Annotated in this window: 24 protein-coding genes; 13 read left to right on the top strand and 11 right to left on the bottom strand. The window is 61.4% G+C overall.

The window, feature by feature from the left end; all coding sequences use genetic code 11:
- Positions 1-252 precede the first annotated feature (252 nt).
- Complete coding sequence (locus IPJ76_14920; GenBank protein ID QQR85881.1) at positions 253-642, top strand: DUF1398 family protein; 390 nt, start codon at positions 253-255, stop codon at positions 640-642.
- Between the two features lie 27 nt (positions 643-669).
- Here IPJ76_14920 and IPJ76_14915 read toward each other — a convergent pair whose 3' ends face one another.
- Positions 670-1,827, bottom strand: a complete 1,158-nt coding sequence (locus IPJ76_14915) for a hypothetical protein (GenBank protein ID QQR85880.1) — start codon at positions 1,825-1,827, stop codon at positions 670-672.
- A 20-nt stretch (positions 1,828-1,847) separates the two neighbouring features.
- Complete coding sequence (locus IPJ76_14910) at positions 1,848-2,852, bottom strand: hypothetical protein (GenBank protein QQR85879.1); 1,005 nt, start codon at positions 2,850-2,852, stop codon at positions 1,848-1,850.
- 286 nt (positions 2,853-3,138) lie between these two features.
- On the opposite strand from IPJ76_14910, the gene IPJ76_14905 reads away from it, so the two are divergent.
- The 3 genes from IPJ76_14905 to IPJ76_14895 all read left to right on the top strand — a co-directional run bounded on the left by IPJ76_14905 (position 3,139) and on the right by IPJ76_14895 (position 7,256).
- Positions 3,139-4,641: a HAMP domain-containing histidine kinase gene (locus IPJ76_14905; GenBank protein QQR85878.1), complete on the top strand. Its 1,503-nt coding sequence runs from the start codon at positions 3,139-3,141 to the stop codon at positions 4,639-4,641.
- Positions 4,634-5,353, top strand: a complete 720-nt coding sequence (locus IPJ76_14900; protein ID QQR85877.1) for a response regulator transcription factor — start codon at positions 4,634-4,636, stop codon at positions 5,351-5,353. Before IPJ76_14905 ends, IPJ76_14900 begins: the two co-directional genes overlap by 8 nt.
- Positions 5,354-5,447: 94 nt before the next feature.
- Positions 5,448-7,256: a T9SS type A sorting domain-containing protein gene (locus tag IPJ76_14895; GenBank protein ID QQR85876.1), complete on the top strand. Its 1,809-nt coding sequence runs from the start codon at positions 5,448-5,450 to the stop codon at positions 7,254-7,256.
- Between the two features lie 77 nt (positions 7,257-7,333).
- Here the strand turns inward: IPJ76_14895 and IPJ76_14890 are convergent, their stop codons facing one another.
- Both IPJ76_14890 and IPJ76_14885 read right to left on the bottom strand, forming a co-directional pair.
- Complete coding sequence (locus tag IPJ76_14890) at positions 7,334-9,049, bottom strand: DUF2207 domain-containing protein (GenBank protein QQR85875.1); 1,716 nt, start codon at positions 9,047-9,049, stop codon at positions 7,334-7,336.
- Complete coding sequence (locus IPJ76_14885) at positions 9,049-9,603, bottom strand: LemA family protein (protein ID QQR85874.1); 555 nt, start codon at positions 9,601-9,603, stop codon at positions 9,049-9,051. The genes IPJ76_14890 and IPJ76_14885 overlap by 1 nt, the downstream gene beginning before the upstream one ends.
- A 106-nt stretch (positions 9,604-9,709) precedes the next feature.
- On the opposite strand from IPJ76_14885, the gene IPJ76_14880 reads away from it, so the two are divergent.
- The gene (locus IPJ76_14880; protein QQR85873.1) at positions 9,710-10,147 is read left to right on the top strand and encodes a hypothetical protein; all 438 of its coding nucleotides are present in this window, start codon (positions 9,710-9,712) and stop codon (positions 10,145-10,147) included.
- 96 nt (positions 10,148-10,243) lie between these two features.
- Positions 10,244-10,966 (top strand): hypothetical protein, encoded by a 723-nt coding sequence (locus IPJ76_14875; protein QQR85872.1) that lies wholly within the window; start codon positions 10,244-10,246, stop codon positions 10,964-10,966.
- A gap of 48 nt (positions 10,967-11,014) precedes the next feature.
- On the opposite strand, the gene IPJ76_14870 is transcribed toward IPJ76_14875, so the two are convergent.
- On the bottom strand, positions 11,015-12,502 hold the full coding sequence (locus IPJ76_14870) for a hypothetical protein (protein ID QQR85871.1): 1,488 nt from the start codon (positions 12,500-12,502) through the stop codon (positions 11,015-11,017).
- 199 nt (positions 12,503-12,701) lie between these two features.
- Between IPJ76_14870 and IPJ76_14865 the strand changes: the two genes are divergently transcribed.
- Positions 12,702-13,787 (top strand): hypothetical protein, encoded by a 1,086-nt coding sequence (locus IPJ76_14865; protein QQR85870.1) that lies wholly within the window; start codon positions 12,702-12,704, stop codon positions 13,785-13,787.
- Positions 13,788-13,831: 44 nt separating this feature from the next.
- On the opposite strand, the gene IPJ76_14860 is transcribed toward IPJ76_14865, so the two are convergent.
- From IPJ76_14860 to IPJ76_14845, 4 genes are all read right to left on the bottom strand, one after another.
- Positions 13,832-14,977 carry a hypothetical protein gene (locus tag IPJ76_14860; protein ID QQR85869.1) on the bottom strand — a complete coding sequence of 382 codons (1,146 nt, stop codon included), beginning with the start codon at positions 14,975-14,977 and terminating at the stop codon, positions 13,832-13,834.
- 54 nt (positions 14,978-15,031) lie between these two features.
- On the bottom strand, positions 15,032-15,625 hold the full coding sequence (locus IPJ76_14855; GenBank protein QQR85868.1) for a GNAT family N-acetyltransferase: 594 nt from the start codon (positions 15,623-15,625) through the stop codon (positions 15,032-15,034).
- Between the two features lie 63 nt (positions 15,626-15,688).
- Positions 15,689-16,144, bottom strand: a complete 456-nt coding sequence (locus IPJ76_14850; GenBank protein QQR85867.1) for a hypothetical protein — start codon at positions 16,142-16,144, stop codon at positions 15,689-15,691.
- Between the two features lie 32 nt (positions 16,145-16,176).
- Positions 16,177-16,881 carry a hypothetical protein gene (locus tag IPJ76_14845; GenBank protein ID QQR85866.1) on the bottom strand — a complete coding sequence of 235 codons (705 nt, stop codon included), beginning with the start codon at positions 16,879-16,881 and terminating at the stop codon, positions 16,177-16,179.
- Between the two features lie 49 nt (positions 16,882-16,930).
- Between IPJ76_14845 and IPJ76_14840 the strand changes: the two genes are divergently transcribed.
- Genes IPJ76_14840 through IPJ76_14830 form a run of 3 tightly spaced genes read left to right on the top strand, consistent with a single transcriptional unit; the run spans position 16,931 to position 19,184 of the window.
- A complete protein-coding gene (locus IPJ76_14840) occupies positions 16,931-17,458 on the top strand; it encodes a hypothetical protein (protein ID QQR85865.1) in 528 nt (175 codons plus the stop codon).
- A complete protein-coding gene (locus IPJ76_14835) occupies positions 17,455-18,021 on the top strand; it encodes a hypothetical protein (protein QQR85864.1) in 567 nt (188 codons plus the stop codon). The genes IPJ76_14840 and IPJ76_14835 overlap by 4 nt, the downstream gene beginning before the upstream one ends.
- Positions 18,022-18,023: 2 nt before the next feature.
- Entirely contained in the window at positions 18,024-19,184 is a 1,161-nt protein-coding gene (locus tag IPJ76_14830) for a hypothetical protein (protein ID QQR85863.1), read from the top strand.
- Positions 19,185-19,333: 149 nt separating this feature from the next.
- On the opposite strand, the gene IPJ76_14825 is transcribed toward IPJ76_14830, so the two are convergent.
- Together IPJ76_14825 and IPJ76_14820 are read right to left on the bottom strand one after the other, a co-directional pair.
- Complete coding sequence (locus IPJ76_14825; protein ID QQR85862.1) at positions 19,334-20,185, bottom strand: redoxin family protein; 852 nt, start codon at positions 20,183-20,185, stop codon at positions 19,334-19,336.
- 254 nt (positions 20,186-20,439) lie between these two features.
- Positions 20,440-22,671, bottom strand: a complete 2,232-nt coding sequence (locus IPJ76_14820) for a CotH kinase family protein (protein ID QQR85861.1) — start codon at positions 22,669-22,671, stop codon at positions 20,440-20,442.
- A gap of 303 nt (positions 22,672-22,974) precedes the next feature.
- On the opposite strand from IPJ76_14820, the gene IPJ76_14815 reads away from it, so the two are divergent.
- From IPJ76_14815 to IPJ76_14805, 3 genes are read left to right on the top strand one after another with little or no spacing between them, the layout of a single operon-like run.
- Positions 22,975-24,567 (top strand): hypothetical protein, encoded by a 1,593-nt coding sequence (locus tag IPJ76_14815; protein ID QQR85860.1) that lies wholly within the window; start codon positions 22,975-22,977, stop codon positions 24,565-24,567.
- A gap of 59 nt (positions 24,568-24,626) precedes the next feature.
- Positions 24,627-25,061, top strand: a complete 435-nt coding sequence (locus tag IPJ76_14810) for a T9SS type A sorting domain-containing protein (GenBank protein QQR85859.1) — start codon at positions 24,627-24,629, stop codon at positions 25,059-25,061.
- 57 nt (positions 25,062-25,118) lie between these two features.
- Complete coding sequence (locus IPJ76_14805) at positions 25,119-25,406, top strand: hypothetical protein (GenBank protein QQR85858.1); 288 nt, start codon at positions 25,119-25,121, stop codon at positions 25,404-25,406.
- The last annotated feature ends 10 nt before the right edge of the window (positions 25,407-25,416 follow it).

The raw sequence follows: 25,416 nt of genomic DNA, 5'->3' as shown, positions 1-25,416 counted from the left end.
AAAGGCGCCCACGGCCAAAGCCACAACCCGGCTCGCGCATGGCCCGCAGCACGGGCTCCCCGAGCCGGGAGTGGCCGCGCTGGCCGTGGACATCCACCGCACGCGCCACCCGAGAGCGAGTAACCAGACTGCCATCATGTGCGGATCAACGAGGTCGTGAGCCATGGAATGTACTTTCTGCCCAATAGCCGACTTTTTACAAGGAGAAGGACCGGGTGCTGGCGCTGCTTTGCTGCCACAAACCAAACGACCATGTTCACCCTTGAGCAACTTTCCGAAGCACGCAGCCACGTGAAGAGCGGCGCCGATTTCCCCGCCCTTGTGCAGACCTTCATCCAGCTCGGTGTGCGCCGCTACACCACTTGGCTCACCGATGGCCATACGGACTACGAAGGCGCCGACCAGCTCCTCAGTTCCCCGCCCGGCCATGCCGAACACCCCATCGCCGACCGCGTGGACCGCGAGCACTTCATCGCCCGCATCAAGCATCATCAGCAAGGTTTGTCGGACTATCCGACCATCTGCGACGAAGCCCGCGCTGCAGGCGTGCAGCGCTGGGTGGTGGATACCGGTGCAATGACGTGCACGTATTTCGACAAGGTCGGGAACGCAGTGTTGGTGGAGGAGATACCCTCGGCTTGATGATAGCGAGCGCCCCCAGTCGCCACCCTAAGTCCGCAGCAAGCGCAGCATGAGCCTCCACGCCACGAGCTCCGAGTCCTTCTCCGGATACACGTTCTGCGAGGTCTCCCAGTCGTAGAACTTCCGCAGCGCGTCCATGAAGTGCGCCTCATTCGCGTAGGTGATGTGATCCGGATAGTCGCCGTAGTCGGAGCGCACGAAACGCTGTCCATCCCAACCGATGTTCGTGCCGCCCTCTTTGTGCGAGGTGGAGAACCGCGCGCCGCGCTTCATGCCTGCCACGATCGCTTGTTGCAGTGCGGGAACGGAATCGAGATGCGCTTCGGCGTTCAATGATGCGGCGCAGATCTTCTCGTAGCGGTCAGATGAACCTTCAGCAGCAGCGGGTGGATCGGCGGGCTGGAGATCGCGTGTCCAATGACTGAACCAGCTGTCCGAAGTCTTGCGGTAGTAGTCGTGGTGCGTGGTGGCCGCATCGGCCCATGAGGTCTCCACGCTCAGGGAGTAGCAATTGCCCTCCGGCATCGCCGCCTCAAAGCGCAGTTCGAAGTGATAGCGCGCGCCGACCACGTTGGCGCTGGCGGTCATGACCAAGCGCTCGTTCTGCATGGAGGTTGCGAAGAGGGTCATGAGGTCCCGTTCCAGCGCGAACTGGATCGCATGCGGTGGACGGTGGTCGCGGAAGTGCAGTAGGCGCTTCGCGCTGGTGGCGGTCTCCACGGAAGTCAGCGCGCCTTTCGGCGTGGAGCTGGGTCGTGTGTTCTCCGTCGCAACGCGCTCTTGAAGCATTGATCGGACGAGCTCCGGACCCGAGCGCGCTTCCCGCTGGGCGAGCTGCGCCAACGCATCCGGCTTCGGTTCGAGCGAGCGGCGGATGGCGTCCATGTCCGGCGGTGGTTCGGGCGGCAACGGCGGTTCGAGCACGAAGAAGTGCCGTTGTTCGGTAGTGAATTCTCCGGCGTAAGAAGAGTTGTTCCGCGCGTAGAACCTCACCTCCCCCATCGATCTGCGGCGTTCATCCTGTACCGCCTTCGCCAGCTTCACAGAAGCACCGCAGGGCGCAGCGGGAAAGCCGTTCTCGATGGCTGCGATGCTGTTGCCAGCCTTGATCTCGGCTTCAACCAGTTCGCGCAACGGCGCAGGGAACTCCGCGAGCTGCTGGCGGAAGGGATCGGGGATCGTCATCGGTCCGAACGTAGGAACCACTATTCTGTTGCCATCTTCTCCTTGTACCACCCCTCCAGCTCCGTGAAGTCCACACCGGTGCCAGCGAATTTTCCGGGGAGGACGCGGAACATCTCATCGCCCCACCGCCGTGTCCGCTTCAAGTGCTCCGACGTCGTGTAGTTGGGTGCGGGTGCACTGTTCACCCAGCGCCCGAGGGCGTTGAGCGCGGGTCGAGCAAAGCGGGCTTTCTCGGCGGGCGTCAGCTCAGCATCGCGCACGAACTGCAGTGCAGGTTCCGCATAACCGGAATCCAGCATGGCAGCCATGATCCCCAGAAAATCCGGATCAGCGCGCAGTCGCGCTGTAGCCGCCGCGCACACGGCCGGTTTCTCATCACGGCTCGCCCGCCTGACCAGTTTTTCGAGATCATTCTTTGGATCGAGCCGTTCGATCTCGGCGAGTTCTTCTTTGGTGGCTGGCAAGTGGACGATGATCCGCGTGGCGACGTCGGCCAGACCGCGACCGCCGTTGTTGATGATCCAGTTGCCAGCGAAGATCAGGCTGCCCACGAGGCTGATGGCGGTGAACCACGCCCATGGGCGAAGCATCCACTGCACGGACACTCCAGGCACGAGCTTCTGGTTCAAACTCACCACTACCAGCAGCACCGTTGAGAACAAGATGAGGTAGAGGAACGGGCTGTAGAGGCCGCGCGGCGTGAAACCCGGCCGCAGGTACAGGCCGACGAACAGGTAGGAGGCGCATGCCAGCGCGAACGCGGCGACTACGGCAAGCATGTAGAGCTTCCCACGGCCCAGTTTGATCCAGTCGAAACCGCCGCTGGCCGTCATGCACAGCAGCGCGATCATCATCAGCCCCCAGATGGACGCCAGGATGTTCACCGCGGGTGCCGCCCATCGATCGCTGCTCGTCTCCTTGTTGATCCATTCCGCCAGGAACGGCAGCAGGCGCACGAAGAAGAGGATGCTGGCGATACCGGCGCTGATGCTGCCGAGGATCTGTTGCAAGAAGGAGGGGTTCATTAGCGGGATAGATGGAGGGCGATGTGCTGGGTGATGCCTAAAGTAGAAGTATGGCGCGGCTCCTGTGGTGAAGGTGGTGTCATCCGGTCGTCCGCTGTCTTGGAGGGAGGGATCCCTTACGTTCCGTGACGCCTGGATCGCTCGCTACGGCCACGCGGGGAGTGGCGGGGTACCATGCGTCTTGGACCAGTCGCGGATCCAGAAGGCCCGTGGAACTTCCTTGACAGAACCCTGAACCGGATAGACACCCGGCATTCCTGGTTAACCGTCATGTATCCTTGAAAGGATGAAGTGGATGGAGCGTTCGGACGTGGGGATGGCCATGGCATTGGGCGCCTTGTTCCTTGCTGGCTTGCTCGCTTGGGGGACCGTTCTGCGCCGTGAAAGCGCCGACCTCATCGGTCATGCACAGGAGCGATTGGACAGCATTGCAGCACAAGTGCGGGACGATGCGCGCTGCGTGGAACTCTTCGCCGAGCGCGCCCTACCCGGCGGTTCCGAGTTCTACTTGATCGCGCCACCGAGCAGCGCGGGACCCATCGGCGATACCATTGCGCAGTATCGGGTACACACCGCCGGTCCGGATACCATGCTGCAGCGCAGCCGATTTCCTGTTGAGGTCCCAGCGGTCTTGCGGATGCACGTGCGCCTCAACTTCCTGCTGCCCATGGAGGCGAGCCCGAGCGATACAGGCGGCATCGGATCCGGAGGCGTGTTCGCCGACCGCGGGCTGCTCTGTGCCGAAGTGAACGGGCGGCGGATGGAATTGGTGGACCATGCGCGTTTCACCCGATCGGTGCGGGAGACCTTTGCACAAGCAGGGGATGCGGACTTTGTGGCGCTGATCATCGACACCCTTGCGAAGGACACCCTGTTCCGAACGCCAGAGCGCGGGCCGATCGCTGATGCCCCATCGGTGCGGTCGTCGGCCATCGTGCCACCTGATGTAGCGCCTTGGGTGGTGGTGTTGCAGCTGCCCGGTCTAACCGCTGCCGCCTTGCGTGAAACACTTCCCTACCTCTGGATCTTCCTGGCCCTGTTCATTGTGCTGGTATTCACCCTGTGGCGGAGCCGACGCGCGTGGGCGCAGGAGCGTCGGTTGGCGCAGATGCAAATGGACCTGGTGAGCAACATCACCCACGAGTTCAACACGCCCATCACCCACATTTCACTGGCCCTGGAAGCGTTGCGGCGGCCTGACCAGCATGCGCAGCACCATCACATGATGGAGGTGATCGCCGAGGAGAACGAACGCCTGCAGGCCAACGTGAAGAAGGTGATGTCCGTGAGCCTATTGGACCAGGAGGCACTGCCGTTGGAATTGGAGCTTCACGATGCGCATGAACTGCTCCAAGCGACCCTGCGCTCGCTCCGACCTGCGCTGGAACGGGATGCCGTGGCGGTGACCTGCGTCTTCGAGGCCGCCGATCCGTGGGTGCTGGTGGATGCGACCTACCTTACCAATGTGTTCCATTCCTTGTTGGACAACGCGATCCGCTACGGCCGTGCGCCCCGACAGGTGCACATCAGCACCCGCGACTCGTCGAGCGGTCTTCGGATCACCGTCGCGGACAACGGGCCCGGCATTCCCGCCAGCGAAGAACAGCTGGTGTTCACCAAGTTCTTCCGCGGCACCAACGCCCACGAAGGCTCAGTGAAAGGCACGGGCATCGGACTGTACTTCGCCCGGAAGGTGATGATGGCCCATGGCGGTACGATCACGTTGAACGCAAGCACCTTTGGCGGTGCCGAGGTGGAACTCGTTCTTCCAAAAACGGAACATGGCTGAGCGCACCATACTGATCGTCGAGGACGAAACGCACATGGCGGAACTGCTGCAAAGCAGGTTCCGGCAGGAGGGTTTCGTCGTGCACCACGCCGCGGATGGTCTGGAGGCCCTGGAGCGGTTCACCTCGGTGCGACCGGACCTGTGCATCCTGGACGTGATGCTGCCGAAGATGGATGGGTTCCAAGTGGCCCGCGAAGTGCGGAGGATCGATCCCCTGGCTGCCTTCATCTTCCTCACTGCCCGCAACACTTTGCCCGACAAGGAGGCCGGTTTCCGCAGCGGCTGCGACGACTATTTGACCAAGCCCTTCCAGTTCGAAGAGCTGCTCTTGCGTGTGAACGCCGTGCTCTACCGCACCCAAGGCCCCAAGGTGCACGCCAGCGGATCGCTGGTCTTCCCGGCCTTCACGCTGCACGTGCGGGAACGGCTCCTGGAGATGACGGGGCGCACAATCACGCTCACTGCGAAGGAGAACCGGATCCTCTACATCCTGCTTTCCAACGCGGGCAAGATGGTGGAGCGGAAATTCCTGGTGGAGCAGGTATGGGGCCGCATGGACGATTACCATTCGCGTTCGCTGGACGTTTACCTCACACGCTTGCGCAAGTACGTGCAGCTTGTTCCGGGCGTCTGCCTGTCCAATGTGTACGGCAAGGGCTTCGTGCTCAATGTGTCGGAGAGCCTCGTCGACATTGAGGAACAGCGTTCTTAGGTTTTCATTAAGCATCGGTCGGCCAACCGATCGGCGTCATCCACGCACGATCAACCTGCGAGGCAATGCACGCCTTTGCATCAAACACCGGCCCATGAGGATCACACGCCAAGACACACTGCTCGCATTCTTCCTCCTAGCTGTTCCATCCGCATCCGTCATCGCTCAATCTTCTTATTGCATACCGCAGCACGGCGGACAGATCGTGGCACCGATCCTCACGTCGGTCTCCCTCGGAAGCATCAACAACACGGGCACTATTGCGCCATTGGTGGCCTCGGGTTATTCCGACTACACCGCCATGCAGACGACGCTCGCCGTGGGCCCGTCCTACACGCTCACCATCGGATCGGACGATGCGTGGCCGCACAATTTCGCCGCTTGGATCGACATGGATCACGACCAACGCTTCAGTGATGGCGAGCGCATCGGCCTGGCCCAAATGGGTGCTGGAGCCTATACCATCAGCTTCACTTTCAGCCTGCCTCCCAACGCGTTGAACGGACCGGCACGTTTGCGCATCCGCGGTGTGGGGGAACCTTTCGGGCCATGGACGCTTTCCAATGATCCCTGCATTCCCTTCACGTACGGCGAAGCGGAGGACTACACCGTGGTGATCACGGGAGGAGGCGACGACGACGCGGCCGTGAGCACCTTCATTTCACCGATCAGCGCCGTGGGCCTTGGCGTGGAACCCGTGATCGTCCGCATCGAGAACAGAGGCACGGTCGCGCTCAGCAACCTTCAAGTGCAACTGACGGTGGACGGCTCGCTCGGTCCCGTGGAAGTCGTGCCCGGGCCCGTGCAACCCGGTGCAAGTGTGGACCACACGTTCCAGACCACCGTGGACCATTCGGGTACGGCGTGCCATGTCATCCTTGCGACGCTCCTCACACCGGACAGCCGGTCCGAGAACAATACGCTGACCATCGATGCCTGCAGACTGGATCCCATCACCGGTTCCGATGTGTGGTACATCCACTCCGACCAGTTCCAGTGGATGGAAACCTACGACGACGGCAGCACCAACGAGACCACCATGAACACCGTGTTCGGCCAAGGGAACTGGCAGCTCGGCCATTTCGAGACCATCGATGTGGGTCAGGTCTTCGGGCCGAACACTTGCACCATCTTCATCGATGGATCCTTCCTCGACGTGGATCCGATGCTGGACTTTCTGACCTTGCATGGGGCGGCGGTGGAGCGTTGGGTGGCGGCCGGTGGAAAGCTGTTCTTGAACAGCTCTCCAGATTCGCAGGACTTCACCGGGCACGTGCGTCTGGACCTAGGTTTCGGAGGTGTCTCCATTTCGCAGAGCTATTCGGTGAGCTACGCACGGCCTTTCGGTGCGCACCCGATCCATACCGGTCCGTATCAGCCTATCGGTTCGGAGTGGGCCGCGTTCTACTATGCCAATGGAGTGCTTCATGGCGACGGGCTCACCCCTGTGAACGTGGAGAACAACGATGACCATTTCGGAGGCCCCCCGGTGGACCTGCCCACCTTGGCGGAAAAAGACTGGGGTGCGGGAAAGGTGTTGTTCGGTACCATCGGCCCCAGCGAGCTGTTCGGGCCCGAGGCCATGAACGACCGGGCCAATATCCTGGATCACATCACCGAGTGCAGTTCCGGCTCCACGGGCATTGAATCACCAGGACTTAAGGCGGGACCGGTCGCATACCCCAATCCTACGCGCGGCGAACTGCGGATCGTATGCGCCAAGGGCTTGAAACCGATCAGCGCAAGCGTTCATGATCTGCTCGGCAACTGCGTAGCCGTGCCGGTCACGCTGCTCGAAGATCAAATGACCGTCGATGCGGAGGCATGCGCCGCTGGCACGTACATCGTATCGCTCGCGTTCCAGAACGGCGGCCAACAGCATCTTCGGTTCGTGCGGGAGTAGGACCTGAGGAAGATCGGATGGTGAGCGGACAGGATGTCCAGTCCGAGGTGCGCCCGGTTGGTTGCGCCGCCGCTGAATCACCAGCCCCCACCCCCTCCACCTCCACCTCCGCCGCCCGAGAAGCCACCACCACCGGAGCCGCCGCTCTTGCTGGGTTGTGTGCTGGCTGAACTCACACTGCTGCTGAAGGAGGAACTCATGCTGTGCGAGAACGCGCCGTAGTTCATGATGCGGCCGCCGTACCAGCTGGAGCGGTAGTTCGGCTCCACCAGCGCCTTGCTGATCATGTCCTGGAAACGGTCGCCCCAGATCTGCTCCACATTGAAGGCAATGGCGTACGGCAGGTACTTCTCAAAGACCTCGGGGGTCATCGCGGGCGGATTGAAGTGCTGCAGCTGCTTCTCCTCCGCCGCGCTCAGGTACATCTTGAAACCGCGCAGTTTGGAACGCAGGGCCAGCTTCTCCATGCTCGGCTTGCGGATGAGGTATTGGTAGATGAGGAACAGGAAAATGTTCACCGCTACGAAGGCCACGATGTAGGCCATGTCGTTGCCGCCGAGGAGGTAATAGTGCAGTACCACCATGAGCACCGCGCACGCGATGCCGGCGAGTATCGGCACCAGCCACAGCCGCAGATTGTTGCCCTTGCTGATGAAAGCCGACCATTGGCTGCGCAGCTCGCCCGCGAATTCGTCGGCCATGCTCTTCACGCTGGGGTTGTAGGTGCCTGTTATCGGAAAGCTCTTGCTGCCTGAACCGAACATGCTGTTCAGGAGGTCCTGCTCCTCGCGCGGTAGTCCACTGCCGTTCTTCAGCTTCACGATGGTGTACACCTGCTTTTTCCAAAGACCCAATAACTGGTCCTCGCTGGTCTCGTCGATGCGGATGTAGCCCTTCACTCCCAGGTTGATCATGGCCGGGGTGATGTGGTCGTTGCTGTACCCTCCCTTCATCACCATGGCCACCGAAGCCGGTGAGATGCCATCGGGCGCGTCGAAGAGCGGGATCACCGTGGGACTGTCCGGATCGCGACCGTGGCGCCACCATGTGATGAAGTAGTAAAGCAGCAACAGCACCGTGATGCCGCCGCCCACCAGCGGCACCGCGTACAGTTCGAAGAAGGTTGGCGGCGGCGGTTCGGCCACAATGCCCTTCTGGAAACCCACCGCCACGGTGAGACCTTCGTAGTAGCCCATGGCGCGGCCGCGGAAACGGACGGTGCGTTCATCCACCACTTCGGCAGTACAGGCGCGTTCCGTGCTGCCCATCTCGCCGGTGTAGCACGCGTGCTGCTTCACCTGCGCACCGGGCGGCAGGTGGATGAGCGCACTGACGCTGTCCGTGTAGAACGCCCAGCCGTTGCCGTTCACGTTCCAATAGATCTCGTCGAAGTCGGCGAAGAACCCCACCTGGCCTTTGGTCACGTAGGTGATGCGGTAGGGATAATCGCCGGGCGCCAGGAAGTTGCCCTCGCTGCCCACGTAGATCACCAGCTCGTCGTTCTCCGTCTTGGTATGGTGGGGCGATGGCGCGCCGAAGACTTCCACTGCCGTGAGGTCGTATGCGATGCAGTGCCGCCGACCGTTGTGATCGGTGAAGAGCAGTGGCAGACGACGAACGATGCCGCGCTGGAACTCGACGCCTTCGCAGTGGATGTTGATCTCCTCCGTCACCGTCAGTTGGCCATCGGCGGCCACGGTGAGGTCGGTGTGGAAGGAGTTGATCTTCTCGGTCTGGCCGTGGGCAAGCATCCCGCCCACCAGCGAAGCCAGCAGCAACCAGCGGCGCATCATCAGAACTTCACGGAAGGTGCCTGCTTCTCCGCCGGGTTCTCCAGTTCGAAGAACACCGACTTCGCAAAGCTGAACATGTTGGCGATGATGTTGCTCGGGAAGCTCTCGATGAGCGTGTTCTGCTCGCGCACGTTGCCGTTGTAATAGCGGCGTGCCTTCTCGATGTCGCCTTCGATCTCGCTCAAGGAACTCTGCAACTGTAGGAAGTTGGTGTTCGCCTTCAGGTCGGGGTAACGCTCGGCCACGGCTAGCAGGTTCATCAGCGCGCCGCTCAGGTTCTTCTCCGCCACTTGGTGGCCTTCCACGGTGGTGGCTTGCTGTGCGGCGGCGCGGGCGCGCGTCACGTTCTCCAGGGTTTCCTTCTCGTGCGCAGCGTAGCCCTTAACCGTCTCCACCAGGTTGGGGATCAGATCGTAGCGCTTCTTCAGTTGCACATCGATGCCGCTCCACGCTTCCTCCACAAGGTTCTTCAGCTTCACCAGCTTGTTGTAGATGCCGATGGCGTACAGCGCCAGGATCACGACAAGTCCTAGGACAACGAGAAGGGGGATCATCGGGGGTGTGTATGTGGTTGGGGCTCGAATGTAGTTGGCGGGGGCATGGACGGGTTGCTCCCATCGCCGATCTTCGCGGCCTCACGAACTTGAGCAAAGCCGCACCATGCGTTCGCTGCACTTCGTCGCGCTGGTGACGCTCGCGGGTTACGCGGGTGCCCAGACCCCACTTCCCGATCCCCCGAACGGAGTGCTGGACCGGAAGATGGCATGGACGGTCTCCGTAATACTCCCAGGCAATGAGGCCGCGCAGCCGCACCTTGTGACGACCATGAAGGAGGCACTCAACGTACTGGACGCTCATGAACTCGACGAAGCGGGGTCGGCGGCACTCATCGCGTTCATGGACAGTGCGGCCGTGGAGCTTCACCGGATCGGAACTCCCACCATGCTGTTCTGGTGTGATGAGGTGGCCAAGTGGAAGGAGAAGATCGCGAACGAAAAGGCCTGCGGCTGCAGCTATGTCTGTTTCCAGCAGTTCGGCCGCGCACTCATAGGGGTGATTGCATTCAATGAACGGACCCGTGCGCTGCTCGAGTTGTGAAACCAGAGTGCGCAGGAACTACCTGGCATGCTGGCATTGCTGAAGGAAGATGAACAAGGCCTGCAGTCGCCAACTTTACCGCAATACCCCCACTCCATGTCCTGGAAGATCGCTCTACTCGTTGCGCTGATCAGCGGCATCATCACCGCGGTTGTGACCGCACCGGTTGCGGACAGCGTCTCGGGCAAGATGGGCGTCAGCGACTTCGAGGGGAAGCGCGGCTTCGCGGTCGCCTTCCTTTTCATACCAGCGGGCTTCATCGGTGGGGCGCTGTTGGGCTTGCTCGGCACCAAGTTGGTGAACGCCGTGGAGTGGGCACACTTCTGGAAGGCGGCAGGACTATCGGTGCTGCTCGGCCAAGTGGGCCTCTTTTCCATCGCGGGCCTGTGCCTGCTCGGCCTACCGCGCCCGCCGCTCATTGGAGGCAAGGAGTTGACGTTGGAAGTGGAAGTGCACGTGCCGCTCGCGCGCGTAACACCGCGGTCGCGTGAGCCACAACAGATCCGCATGAGCCTCTACGCCGGTCCCGACGACAATAATTACCTCACCGTGGACACCAGCGCGTTCCGCGAAGAAGATGGCAAGCTCATCGTGCCCGCCAGTGGGCCGCTGAACAGCCGATCGATGGGACGCACGCTCAGTTTCCACATCCAAGAGCATACATGGCTGGCCTTCGACCTGAACGCGCTGCCCGCCTCACCCTCGGAAAAGGACTTCGCGTGGAGCACGCTGCAACCCTTGCGCGAAGCACGGCTCAACGGCACCAAGCCGGTCGCCACGGACGTGCTGCTGCGCTACCGGGTTGTGAAGGCCTCCTGACCGATCGGGCGCGCAGCACCATGCGCCACCATCGCGTACGGCGCGATGCTACCGCCACAGCGAATGCGCAGTGTGCCGCCCCGTCGCATTGTCCACCAGCACCACGAGCGGTTCGCTCAGCTTGCCCTCCACCGGCGGGCGAGTGCCCACGAAGGCGAAGGCGTCCGCACCAGGCAGGATCTGCGACACGTAATAACGGTCGAGACCGGTCTCCGTGCTCCAGAGCAAATGGCCTTGCGTGTCCGCGCGGCTCACGACGAGCTTACCGCCCAGGCCGGGCGCATCCGTGTGGATCATCAGCACGCTTTCCGGGTCCTTCAGGCGAAGGGGTTCGGCACTAGCGCCCATCCGCAAGAAGGCTGCATTGAGGTATTCGGTGGTGCCGATCGGTGCCATGTCCAGGATGCGGAAATGGTCGCCTTCGCTCGAAGCTTCGAGGTGGGCAGCGCAGAAGCGACGCAACTGCTTGGCATCGTCAGCTTGTTCAACCCGTTTGATCCAGCTCTTCACTTTGAACTCACCATCGAGCTCTTCCGGCGAATGCAGGCCGAGCCAAGTGCCTCCAGATGTGATCAGCCCCGCCGCCAGTTGGTCCGTGGGGGCTAGGCGGTCGAACCGCAACTTGGACGGTTTGGGGTCCACGGTGGTCGCTTTCCACGTGGTGGGTTCCACATCCAAGGCCGCACTGCGATCGTCGTTCATGATGTGCAGCTTGCCATCGATCACGGCCATGCCCCGGGTGTCAGCCCACCATCGTGGGTCGATCGCGGGGTTCGCACGTTGCAGGTCTTGCGCAGTGATGAGCTCATAGTCGCTCAACCGCACGCCGAACAACCCGGTGCAATCGAGCCAAAGCGTATGCCCGTCGCTGCCCATGATCCGGGCAAGTTCGTAGTGGACCCCATCGAGCTTCCGCACCACCGGTACGACGCGCGGCTCCGTGCCGTCCAACGGGATGAGCAGGATGCTGATGCTGGTGGTTTCGTTTCCGCCGCGCCCCGTAACGCGCGGCAGGTGCGGATCGGTGTACTGGATGAAGGACGCGATGTGGTGCTCGGTGCGCACGCACTCGTTCAAGGGCACACCGTTGGCCGGGGCCACCATCAGTACCTTCTTGCCCATCCACAGCACCGCTCCCGCAATGAGCACCAATGCCAGCACACCGATCCCCACCATGGCTTTGATCTTTGAGTATCGTTTGACGAACCCTGACGCCTTCATCTCCGCACCGTCCGCCGCTGTTGGGATCGCCCCCGGTGCTTTCAAGAGGATCGTTCCGCTCGCTTCATCGATCACAGCGGTGCACGTCGGTGCGCGCATGCGGATGACCTCATCGGCCACGAAGCGGAGGATCTCCGATCGTCGGTCCAGCGCCCACGGATAGCGGTTGCGCCATTCGTCGCGATCGCCCATGCTCACGATGGTGACCACATCGTTGCCGCCGAATTCCCAATAGCCGTTGATGGTGTGCGGTCCTTCGTGGTAGAGCACCTGGCCGTCGCGTCCGTTCTCGATGATGGTGACCTTGCCTGCCATTGTTGCTCCAACACTACGGATCCTTGGGGTATCCGCGCCCGTCGCCGGTTGCCAGGTCATGGGAAGTCGTGCGCGCAAGACCAGCGCTCGGGCCCAACAAGCAACTATGACCGGCACATTCCGATCGGCTGCTTCGATGCACAGTAAGGTTCCGCGCCATGGAACACACCCATCGCCTCGGAGGCACTACCTTGTTCGCATGAAGAACGGCTCAACCGTGCTGCGTTGCTTGGTCGGAACAGCTGTGGTGGCCGCCTGCGGAAGTCGCAGCGCGGATACCACGACCGAACGGCAACCGACCCCGCACCCATCGGACACCTTGCCCATTGCCCAATACGTGGTAAGCGCCCTCGAGGACAGCCGGGGCAACCTGTGGTTCGGCACCAATGGACAGGGCGTTGCACGTTGGGACGGCGAACAGCTGCGCTACTTCACGACTGCCGACGGGCTGATCGATGATGTGGTAACGGGTATCGCCCAAGACCCATCGGGCCGGTTGTGGTTCGGGACACAGGCCGGTATCACGCGCTATACCCCACCGACGCAACCGGAAGGAACGAATGCCACTTTCATCGGCTTTGGACCCAACGAAGGACTTCCCGGTGCGGGCTGCAAGGTGCTTTTGGACCGCTCCGGCACTGTCTGGGCCGGCACGAGCGCCGGTGTGTTCCGTTTCGCGGAGGGTCGCTTCGCCCCGTTCGAGCTACCAGAGCCGAAGCTCGATACGCTCAGCTGGAAGATGACGCCCGGTAAAGTGTGGGACCTGTTCGAGGACAGCAAGGGCAACATCTGGTTCGGGCTGGATGGGCATGGGGCGCTGAAATACGACGGCGCCACCTTCACGCGCTTCACCCGGAAGGACGGCTTGTGCAGCAACAACGTCGCGAGCATCATGGAGGACGCACAGGGCAACATCTGGTTCGGGTCCATCACTTCGGACCATCCGCAGTACATCGAAGAAGGCGGAGTGAGCATGTACAACGGTGTCGCCGTCACACGCTATCCTGAACTGCACGGCCTCGCGGACAACGACATCTACAACATCTACGCGGACCGTTCAGGCAACTTATGGATCGGGGCGGTGCGCGTAGGCGCGTACCGCTGGGATGGAACGACGTTCACACTGTTCGACAAGACCGACCGGCCGGATCTCACGCAGTACTTCGCCATACAAGCTTTCGTGGAGGATCGGCGCGGCACCCTCTGGTTCGGCTTCAGTGGCGGCTTGTTCCGCTTCGACGGCAAGGGTTTCGTGCACGTAGCACGCGGCGGGCCTTGGGAATGAACCGCGCTCAGTTGCGCGACCGGTCAGTGGTTGAACGCAACCTGCTACCGCTGCTTCGGCGCGGTCCCCTTCGCAGGATGGCGATGGAACGGATCCTCGCTCCGCAGCAATGGCGGTAACGCCGGCCAACGGACCTGTTCCCATAGGAAGTCCAGCACCTCGCGGGCCAGTTCTGCGTGCAGGGTGTTCTGCATCAGCAGGGCTTCCTCATCGGGAACGGGGAAGCGGCCCCTACCGAGCAAGCGAAGCAGGTAGGCGCTCGTGTAGCTCTCATGGCCGAAGGGCTGTTTGGGGTCCAAGTAGCGGATATCCCCGCGCACTCCCTTGAACAGTGGGAAGGGCGGCTCACCGTCGGTATCCGCCACCATCAGGATCGGCATTGGATAGCGGTGCGTGGTGATGGCATCGAGCACATGCGGCCACTTGTCGCGCACTTCCGCGGTGTCGGTCTTCCATTCCATGGTGGTCTCCAAACTCACGAAGGCGTCGGCCAGGCCGGGTTCATGCAACGTGCACCAACCTTCCTGCGCGCCCCAACTGTGACCGATGTAAAAGACCTTGTTGCCGCGGGCCAGTGCGCGTGCGAAGCGGAGCATGGTGCGGATGCTGTGCCGTTCCGGCTCCCAGGTCAGCGGATAGCCGTAGGGCCGGTCCGCGAGCGGCCAGTGGAAGTTGCTGGAGAGGACGACGAAGCCCAATTGGGCGAGGTCTTCGGCCAGCGTCACGTTCTCATCGCTGAAGCCTTGCGAGCCGTGGTGGTACACGACCACCGGCCTATCGGACCGCTCCGGCCAAGGTGCTGCGAAGGACCGGGGTCGCAGAGCGAAGAGGCTGTCCTTCACCTGCTGCTCGGTGAACGGTGCGTAGTTGATGGCACTGTCACTGTCGAAGGCATAGCGCAGGTCGTATTCAATGAAGGCCGAATCGGCACGCAGCACCAATTCATCGTACACGCACTGCAACGGTCCCTTCAGCCGACGTTCGCGGAGCTGCTTGTAGGTGAGCCGTCGTTCGGTCGGTGCCTGGATGGGGAACCAGGCTTGCACGAAGAGCGGCGCAGGACCATCGTAACCGAAGGCCGTGTACCGCAGGCTGTCGTTGAAGAGCAGCGTGTCCGCGAAGCCGATGGTGTAGCGCGGTGGCGACTGCGCGGCTATGGTGCAGGCCAACGGACCGGAGCACAAGGCCATGGCAACCAGCAGCGGTGAATGTCGAAAGCGGCGAACCATCTTGCGTTCCGGGTCCTAGGTGCGCCCCAACCTGAAGAGCAGGTTCTTGCGCACCGCCGGCCATTCGTGGGGCAGGATGGAGTACACGCAGGTGTCGCGTAGCGTGCCGTCCGGCATGTGCATGTGGTTGCGAAGGATGCCATCGGGCTTGGCACCGAGGCGCTCGATGGCGCGTCGGCTCGGGAAGTTGAAAAAGCTGGTGCGGAACTCCACGGCGATGCATCCCAGCGTTCCGAAAGCGTGGGTGAGCAGCAACAGCTTGCACTCGGTGTTCAACGCAGTGCGCTGCACGGAGCGTGCATACCAAGTGGAACCGATCTCCACGCGCGGTTTCTCCGCCTCGATGTTCATGAAGGTGGTCATGCCCACCACGCGGCCACTGCGCAGGTCGCGCACGGCCCACGGCACCATGCTGCAGCTCGCGAGCAGGGCGTTGCGCCGGTCGATCTCCGCGCGCATCTGTTCGGGTGCGGGTACGATGGTGTACCACAACTTCCACAGCTCGCCGTCGCGCGTGGCTTCGCAGAGGTCGTCGTGGTGCGCATGGGTGAGCGGCTCCAATGCGGCCACTTGGCCGGTGAGGGTGACGGGCGTGGTGACAGCGGACATGCGGCAAAGGTGCTGAACGCCGCCGTCCACGCCGCGCGGCATACTCCTTTCGCACGGGTACGATCAACGCTGTCGCTCCGCACAACGCTTGCGCTCCTGCTCCACGAAGCCAGCGCATTCCGCCGCTCTTAGGTACTTCAAGTGCTGGCGGTCCTTGCGCACGTGCGGCCGCCAGCCGAAAAGACGGATGCTGCCTGGCCTGCCCTCTTGCACCGACCAGCATCGTTCGATAGGCCGTCCCTCTATGGACCAACGCATGCCGATGGTCGTGTGCCCGGGCCAGATCATGATCTTGTTCATGCAGCGGTCCGTGGCGGCATCGTCAACCCCCGGCTGCCGACGTAGAAAGGCCACAAGCGTGTCGAAGGTCGCGTGGTGTGCGATGTAACTCGCTGATGGCGTGGTGATGACATGCCCTTTGCGCACACGGTGGATCTCGTGCTTCATCCAACGGTCCATGGCGCGCTCGGAGCGTAGGGCGCTTTGGAAGCGGGCTGCGTTCTGCGCGAGCAGGAGCATCGGCAAGAAGATCAAGACGGTCAGGGCGGTCCTCACTGCGCGAGCCAGTTGCGCCAGTCCTGCATGGCTTGTTGGATCCCGGCCCCGCTCCGGTTGATGCGCAGGTGCATCGCAGCACTGGTCTGGTGATCCTGTCCGGTGTACAGGTCCAGGGTGTGCATCACCTCCCGCATGTAGATATCATGGATGGTCGCGTTCTCGCTGCCCGGGATGCCCATGGGAGTGGTCTCCATCACCCGCAGCAGGTAGCGCACGGCCTCGCGGTCCTGGCGCTCGAGCTTCGCGTAGCCTTCCTTGGTGGTGCACACGAGCGGGCGCATTCGCCGGTATTCCTGGAGTTCGCGCAGCCCCTCGATGCGGGTATCGGCGAACCAATGTGCCGTGGCGGCCATGGCCAAGGTGAAGCTCAAGTGCCGGCGGATGTATGCATGCGTGAGCTGTGCGTGCGGATCCACGCTCCAGTACTTCCGGGAGAACCGATCGAAGCAGTAACGCGCACTGTCGTCCTTCAATTCCTCCTGAAGCATGCCGAGCAGCTCGCACGAAAGCGGGGGCACCGGCGGGAAGTCGTGCTTGAAAAGGCCCGTGCTGTCGGTGAGCACGCTGTGCACCTCGGCAAGGAAGCTGGCTGGCACATCGGAACAGGTGTCCAACTGGCCCGCATTGTCCTGTCCGCAGGCCAACAGGGGCAGCAGCAACAGGCTCGGAATGCTCCGCATGTGCTCCCGTACACGCATCGGGGAACGAAGTTCGAACGGAACTCCGCTTCCGGTGTACAGGCCGGCCATGAGGATCGTCCTTCCACTTGTGGCCCTTCTCCCAGCCCTGCTCCACGCGCAGCACTGTGCGTACGATTTCCGCTCCGTTATCGTCGTGCGTCCGCACTCGGCGAATGACAGCGCGGTGATCCCCGGTCTGCGCATTACCCTGTTGGACAGCAACAATGTGCCCGTTGTTCACCATGGAACACCGTGGTACCTTTTTCACCGGAATCAACGCGCGCCCTTCTGCGGGTACGTCCGGTACAAGGGCCCTTACGAACCGTACTTCCCCTTTGCCTCGGACAACTATCTGCTGGTCGTGCCCAACGGTTTCCGAACGGCGAGGATGAAGTTGCTGGTGCAGGACGAAGGGGACGCCGGTCCATTGGACCAACGAAGGGACCGGTGGCCGGCGCGGTATCACCAGGTGATCGTACCGCTCACCGCCTTCGATAGCCACCCACTTTGCGGGGTGTATGATGAGGCGGTCTATCCACCCATGGAAGGAAGGCCGAGCTTTGCCCCGGTCGACATCATCCTGTATCCGCGATGAAGAACGAGCTGATGATCGGTGCATGCGCGTTGCAGCTTGGCGCGATGGCCCAGCCCGACTTCGATCGGAACTACTGTGGTTTCGCGCCGAACGACAGCATCGACCTCACCAACGACGGCATCCCCGACCTGGTGGTGCAGGGCTTCCGCAGCGGCACCGACGACGAGCCGAGCAGTTCAGGTAGTTGCCACCTCCATGTGATGAACCTCCCCGGCACCACCCTACTGAACGCGCGCGATGAACGTGGCACTTGGCGAGCCAAGGTGTGTGCGCAGGGCGATCGCATTCCTGCCCTATCCACCCGACCTCAGGATGACTTCCAGATACCGGAGTTGCTCTATACGGATGGTCATGTACAAGTGGCTTACTGGGGCTACGGGCACCAGTCGGCGTTGCCCACGGTCACTCCGGGTCTGGCCGCGCAGCGCTACGTGTTCCGAACCTTGAGCAACGGCAAGCTGTGGCACGGTTCGTTCGCGATCGACCGATCCAACAGCACGGGCCAGGTGGTCATCCGCGTGGGTTTGCTGGTACCGGCCGATGAAGCCTTCGTGGTGCGATGAGCATGAAAACCCTGCTGATCGGTCTCGGCCTTTTCGCCTTGCAGGCGGATGCGCAGACCGACCGCATCATCCCCGGCCCTCCGCCGGATGAATACGTTGACGTGACCGGCGATGGCATAGCGGACCTCCTGATCACCACCAGCACGGTGCACATCACCGATCCGCAGCAACCCGGCTACCTAGGCAGGTACAAACACGGTGTGCGCACGCTCAGTGGCAACGCCATCTTGTTGTGGAGCACGCCCAGCACCCAACGCTGGTACACCTTGGAAGACAGCACACGACTGGACACCCATCTGATCGCCGAACGCATCCACTTCAAGCAAGTGAGCTGGACCGACGAAGATCAACCCACGGAGTTCTGGTTGCTGGAGCGCCCATTCGGCCCCGCCATCGGCCGGGACCAGGACGGTTGGTACGGTACGGGCGATCATCACGATGGGCATACGATGGTCCTGCGCAGCACCAACGAGCGCGGCACGAGCGTGGCGGCCTTTGCGTTCGAGCTGCCTTACCCCCATAGCCGGGTGATGATCAAGATCAGGCACGCGGTACGTGTGCCTAACGGCTATGGCAAGGAAGGCGATCCGCTATTGCCGCTGCGCGCACACAGGGAACCGCTCTTCGACTTCGGCCATGAACCTGTGCACCCGCAGACGATCATACCACCTGGCATTCCGCCTGATGAACGCGTGAACCTGAACGGCGACATGATGGATGACCTGGTGATCACCGCACAAGTGGAGTTCGATCAGGAGAACAACGCCTCCTATGTTAGCGGCATATCACCGCTACCGGGCACCGGGTTCTTGGTGACCATTGAGCGCTGGGGTGTGCCCGGTCTCTTCCGGCTGCGCGAGGGTGAAGTACTTGCACCGGAACGCCTTGCCGCAGGGCTCCGATCGAATCTATTCTCATGGGCCAATGCGGACTCAGCCGACGTGTTCTTTCCAGTTCTGCGTCATCCGGTAGGCACACCGGGATCAGCGCCTGATTGGATGCGGTCGGATGGGCCGTTCGATGGTGCCCTGGTCTATCGGACCATGGAGCACGATCGTCCGATCATCGGCACGCTCGAGATCATTGCCGAAACACCGGGGGGGCAGTTCGGTGTGCGGCCACAGACCTGGGTTGACGAAGGGCACGTGCTTGAGGTGCGGTGAAGGCCCAACGCCGCAACGAATGAGCGGTACGGCCCGATGACCATGGGTGGCACACCGCGGGTTGAAGTGATGGCCGCACAACCATGGGCAGTTGCAACCGCACGCTACCTGTGCAACGCGAACCCTGCCAGGGAGAGCCACCTTCGCGGCTACCTCTGCTCGATCAGGAAGCGCCCGGCCAAGGCTCCTTGATCCTTTGTGATCTGGTAAACGTAAATGCCCGATGACAGGTCGATGAGCGGAACGGCGGGATCCGTGAGTGGACCCATCCGTTGCACCACGCGGCCCTGCGGATCGATGATCGTTAGACTTTGAACTTCCTTGAAGCGCTCGATCACGAGGTTGCGCGACAGCGGATCAAAGCGGACGTCGATCGGCACCACCAGGTCTTCCATGGACAGCAATGCCTGGCAGTCCTGCACCATCTGGTACAGCTGCGCTTCGGTCTGCGAGGTGAACACACGCTCCACGATGCCGTTGGGGCAGATGCGGTAGATCAACGGGTAAAAGGTCATCATGTAGTCAGTGAAAACACCGCGGTCGGGATCCTCCACATTGAAGAGCGGGTATGGAGTTCCGGTCAACCAGTCACCGGCCGTCACCCAAGCGGGTCCGATGCCCATGAACTCGTTGGCCCCGTTCCATTGGTCGTGCTCCAACGCAAGCACCATCACCTCGTCCGTGCCGGAAGGCCCATACAGATCATGGATGTTCTTCAGCCGATGGGTCTGATGATAGCCCCAGCAGGTTGGGCAATGGGCGGCAAAGAACTCCAGGAACACGGTCTTGCCATCGTTCAAGTACGTGTACAGGTTGTGGGTAGTGCCGTAGTAGTCGGTCAGGGTGAAGTCCTGGGCGGTGCTGCCGTTCGGAAGTTGGCCGACCGCGCCAACGGCTGGTGCAAGAAAGACAAGTGCAAGCGCATGCTTCATGTGAACTGGTGTTTCGGCATTGGCGGTCCTAATGTTGCACCAGGATCGTCGTGGCCAACGCCCTGACATGACAGTGCTCCAACGAAAACCGCGGCCTGTTCATGTCCACCAGCGCTCATGCGCCGACGCAAGTCAAGGAGGCAGCGATCGGTGGCCCAGCTTGATGAGCGGGTTCTTGTGCATGGCGGGCCCGGGTCGCACACCACGCAGTCATTGTTCATGAGGGTGACAATTGGCGCCATGGCACACGACTACAGTGCGGTTCACCCTGCAAGCAGAACGCACCATGAGCTACGCGCAGGCCTGTCGCAGAGCCCGTGCCTTCACGGCATCGCGCAGCGCCCAGAACGGATCCTGTCCGCTCGGTTCCAAAGCGAGTAACCGTACACACCGCTCGCAGGCACGTGGAGCGTGGCATCCACCGCGCCGGCGGGAAGCACCACCCGCACAAGGTCACGGCCCAGCATATCATGCAGGACCAGCAACGCCTTGCCATCGCCAGTGTGCGATCCAATGAAACGGATGGTGCGTGCTTCCGGATCCACCAGCACATCCATTGGCACGTAGTAGACGGCTTCAGGCAGTGCGGTACCGTCACACAAGCCCGGCATGTTGGCATCGAGCCAATCCAAGCGGCGCATGATCCACGCCTTCAGCGTGTCGATCTCAGCGGCATAAGTGGTGGCCACCGGGTTCACCTCGGGTGCCGGTCCGCTGATCCCCAGTATGGGCCACTTCTGGAAGTGCCGTTGCTGGGCGTTCTGCACCCGCGCCGCCACGCTGTCGATGTAGTGGAAGATGTTCGCCGTGTCGAGCACGGTGGTCCGGTAGTCCAAGTAAGCGCACTGCAATTCGCGGGTAAACGTGGTGTCCTGCAGCATGCGCACGTACCAACCGCAGGAGTAATTGTCGGTGAAACAGTCGTTGATGAGATGCGCCCAGCCACTACCGTCCGTTGCTTCGAAGATGGGACAGCTGGCAATGTCCTTCCACGCCCAGTCGAAATCCCACACAGGCCCCGCCTTCAGCTTGCCGCCATTGCTGTACTTGTCCTTGTGCCAGAAGACGCTCTTCTTGAAGCCGTCGTTGCTGCGTGCAACCTCGTTCACCAGGAAGTAGTCAATGAACGACTTGGTGTCCAAGTAGCGCCGATAGCCATTGGTGGCGTCAGCGAAGCCAGCATCGTACAGTGCCGTCTCCAGGCTGTCCACATAGTCGGCGATGTAGGTGCGTTGTTGCGGCGTGATCTCGTCCGGCTTGGGATACTCGTACACGAAATGCACATCGAAGCCCGGATGATCGATCGGTGAATAGTTCGACTCGAAGCTGTTCGAGTTGTCCCAGTAGTTCTGTTGCAGGATGTAGCCGCCGGTGAGTTCATCGCCCGCGTTGTCGATGTCGGTGAGCTTGGCAATGTCCACACGCCCACCGTCGCGCTTGATCTTTTCGCCGAAGAGGTAAATGCCCCGGTACAGGCTGTCGATGAGCACTTCGCACAGGTGCGTGCGCGGCGCGTACTGGCCCATGCCGTCGAAGAGGTGGAAGGCCACCTGGTTGCGCATCAACGACCGGTCGTTGTAGTTGGAGAGCAGCACCCAATCGCTTTCCGCGGGCATGTCCAATAGCGGCACGTTCAAGTCTGCGCCGAACGCATCCCGCGTTTCCACTGCGAAGGGCCGTTGCGGGTATCCGGAAGAAGAAGCACCACGCACCTCGATACCGATGTGCCCGTCGTACACGTTCGCCGGGTCCGTGAGGTAGGTGATCGCGCCGGGCCCGTTGTATTTGATCTCCATCAGCGCATCGATCTTCGGCTCGTTGGGTATCGCTTGCCCCAGCGTGTTGATGAGCACGATGGGGATCTCCGAGCTGTCCAGTTGCACCGTGCCGGGATCCACCACGCATAAATCGAACGGACCGGTCGCGCCGCCGTAGCCGAAGGCTTGTATCCACAGTGTATCGCCGATGGGCAGCTCGTTGGCCAGCAGCAGCGACATGTAGTCGGGGCCGCTGTCGTCGTCGCAACCCACCAACTGGCGATTGAAGCAGTTGGGCCCTACCCATAGCGCGATCCCGGTATCGTTCAGTCCACCGATATCGGTGGTGCTCACCACCACGTTGCCCGAGGGCGGCACCGGCATGGTGAACCACACGTCCGTACCGCTGTAGTTCGCGCAACCGGGGTTGATGCCCGTGCCGGGTGCCGCCGTGTTGTCGATGGTGGCGCACGCAATGGTGTCGATGGACAGGGCCGTGCATGGCACATGGCCGGGGGCCGGCACCACGGAACAATCGGCGGTGCCGGTGAAGACCGCGCCCACGGCGGGCGTTGGGCCATCGGCGAACACCACGCCGCCCCACTCGTCGTACAGCACGTAGGCGTTCTCGTTCTCCCAGTCCAGCGGGGTGTAGAACAGGGCGATGGTGTCGCCCGTGCAGGCCGGGAACGACACTGAACTGGCGTAACCAGTTGCGGCGAAGGTGCCCACGGGCGTGCCGTTCAACGTGACTTGCAGCGTGCCACCGTTCCAACCATCACCGTAGCTGTCGGTCATCTGCAGGATATGATCGCAGCACTGGGCGTGGGCGGTGATATGCGCGGTGCAGAACGCGATGACGAAAACAAAAGACCTCCGTAGCATGGGATGAGATGGCCCGCCCAAGATGGTGCATCGGCAATGAACCACGGTTCGGCGGCAGGCGCTGACGGAAGTCGCAGACCCAGGATGACCGCCAACTACAACAACAAGCAACCCGGACTCGAAGCAAGCGTTCGTTGGGCAAAGCGGTAGCTTCAACCTCTACCCTGCTCACCCATGCGCATCATTGCACTCCTCGGTCTCATGATCTCGTTGACGTTGCGCGCGCAGGTGTGGGAGCCGCTTGGTGGGCCGTTGGCGGTGGAGGTCTGGGAAGTGAAGGTGAACTCGATCGACATGGTCTTCTTCATCACTGAAAAAGGCTTGTTCCGCTCATTGGACAATGGGAATACGTGGGAGCTTCTGGACAACGGGTTGCCTACCACTGGTTTGTCCGACTTGCTCGTTGCGCCGAACGATCACGTGTTCTTGTTCGGTCCGGGTAATCTGTTATACAAGAGCGTGGATGATGGGTTGTCATGGACGGTGCTCAACAATGGGCAGACATTCTTCGGTGGGCAGTGCCTTGCAGCCAATGCCTTGGGTGCATTGTTCATGGGCATGAACGGCATGCAGATCAAACGCTCGTATGACGACGGCGACACTTGGATATCGACTGCGATCCCGGCAATGGGAGTTGACGTCATTGCCATAGGCCAAGGTGACACTCTCTACGCCGCAGAAGACGCTTCTCCATTCACGGGTTCTGCATTACGATCGGTCGACGGCGGCAACTCATGGGCCGGGCTGAACTATGGGCTCCCATCAGTCAATACGCACAGCCTTTTCGTCAACGCCCTTGGTCACGTGTTCGCAGGTATCAGCCAAGGCAGCCGATTCATCCGGAGCATGGATGGGGGGATGACATGGGTTGAGCTGGATATCGGCCCGACCTTCATCGTATCCTCCATCGTTAGCACAAGCAATGGTGACTTATACATCGGTTCCCATTACGGCGGAGTGCTGCTTTCCACTGATAACGGTGATACGTGGACCAAGGTGAACGATGGAATGAACGCACTCGCGATTCAACTCGTTGTCAACTCATCAGACCATCTGTTCGCCGCTTCTGGCGTAGATCTGTTCCGCAGCACGAACGGCGGACTGAGCTGGAACGGTTTGAATGACACGTTCGTCCTGTCCAAGATCGGTGGACTACTTGCCAATAGCAGCAATCACTATTTCGCCATTGCTGGTTGGGGTGGACTCTATCGTTCTTTGGATGCAGGCGTCAGCTGGCAAGCGGTCGTGAATGGATTGCAAGGAACTCTGATCCGCGACATCGCCGAGAATTCCTCGAGCGATCTTTTTGTATCAACTGGGTACGGGGCTCCTTATATGGGCATTTACCGCTCCATGGACAACGGCAATTCATGGGACTTGGTCACCGACACTGGATCCATGATGGTGAACTCGTTGGCCGTCTCATCCAATGGCCATGTCTTTGGCGGGGTTGATTGGCCCGCTGGGATCACCAAGTCTGAGGACAATGGCAACACTTGGTTCACGGCTTTCGAGGGAGTGAATCCTTGTTACACGTTCGATGAAATGGCCATTGGGACCAATGGCCGAGTATTCGCCGGCGTGGCCGGTTGTGGCAACAAAGTGTATACGAGCGACGATAGTGGAACAACCTGGGTTGCTCGCTCCATCTCTTCTGAAATCGGAGGCGCATGGATACGTTCCTTGTCCACTCGACCTGACAGCACCGTTTTGGCGATGCGGAGCATGACCGCCGCGCCAAGGGTCTTCCGGTCACGTAACAACGGCCTAACATGGCAATCCGCAACTTTTGGCTTCCTGATACCATAATCAACGAGGTACTCTGCCACCCTACCCCAGGTCTCGCTCTGGCTGGAACTCGTTCTGGCGTGTACATCACGAACAACGACGGCGACGAGTGGTGGCCCTTCAGCGATGGGTTGACGAACATGAATGTTACCGCACTCGCCATTGATCAGAACGGCTTGGTGCTGGCTGGCACCAGCGGAGGCGGCGTGTTCCGCGCTTCGCTCCCCGTATCCGTACCGGAGCTTGCTACCAGCACGTTCACCCTAGAGCAGAACGTGCCCAACCCGTGCGACGGCACCACCACCATCGCCTACTCTTTGCGCACAGCAGCTCATGTGCAGCTCGCCTTGTTGGATGCACACGGCCGCACCGTAGCAGAGCTCGTTGATGCCACACAGCCTCCAGGTCGCAACACAGTTGCGGTGGCCACCGCTCGACTTGCACCGGGGCTGTACGCCTATACCCTCACCGTGGAAGGCCAGCGCATGACCAAGCGGATGATGGTGGTGCATTGAGCGTGCGGCCGGGCTCTTGATGCAAATTCGCGCCGCCTTGAACAGGCTCCAGTCCTGATGACCGACCTCGACCTGTCGCGCGGTTTGCGCACCCTGCGCCGCACCGTCCTCATGCTGCAGACCGAACTGCGCCACGGCCGTGTGGAAGTGGAACTCCTGACCGAGATCGACGCGCGGATGGAACGCGGCATCGCCTCCGACCCACGCTGCGCAGCGTTGGTGACCGACGTGGACGCACTGCGCGAGAGCATCATCACACCGCGGCCCGAACTGAAGGCCGATGCCATCAAAGCGTGCAGCAAGCTGATGGACGACATCGCGATGGTATTGGACAAGGTGGGCTAGGCTTGTCCGA

The organism is Flavobacteriales bacterium (assembly GCA_016699575.1).
In the GTDB taxonomy this organism is placed as follows: domain Bacteria; phylum Bacteroidota; class Bacteroidia; order Flavobacteriales_F; family PHOS-HE28; genus PHOS-HE28.
Note: the sequence above shows the minus strand (reverse complement) of the source record. Positions and strands in the feature narration are given on the sequence as shown.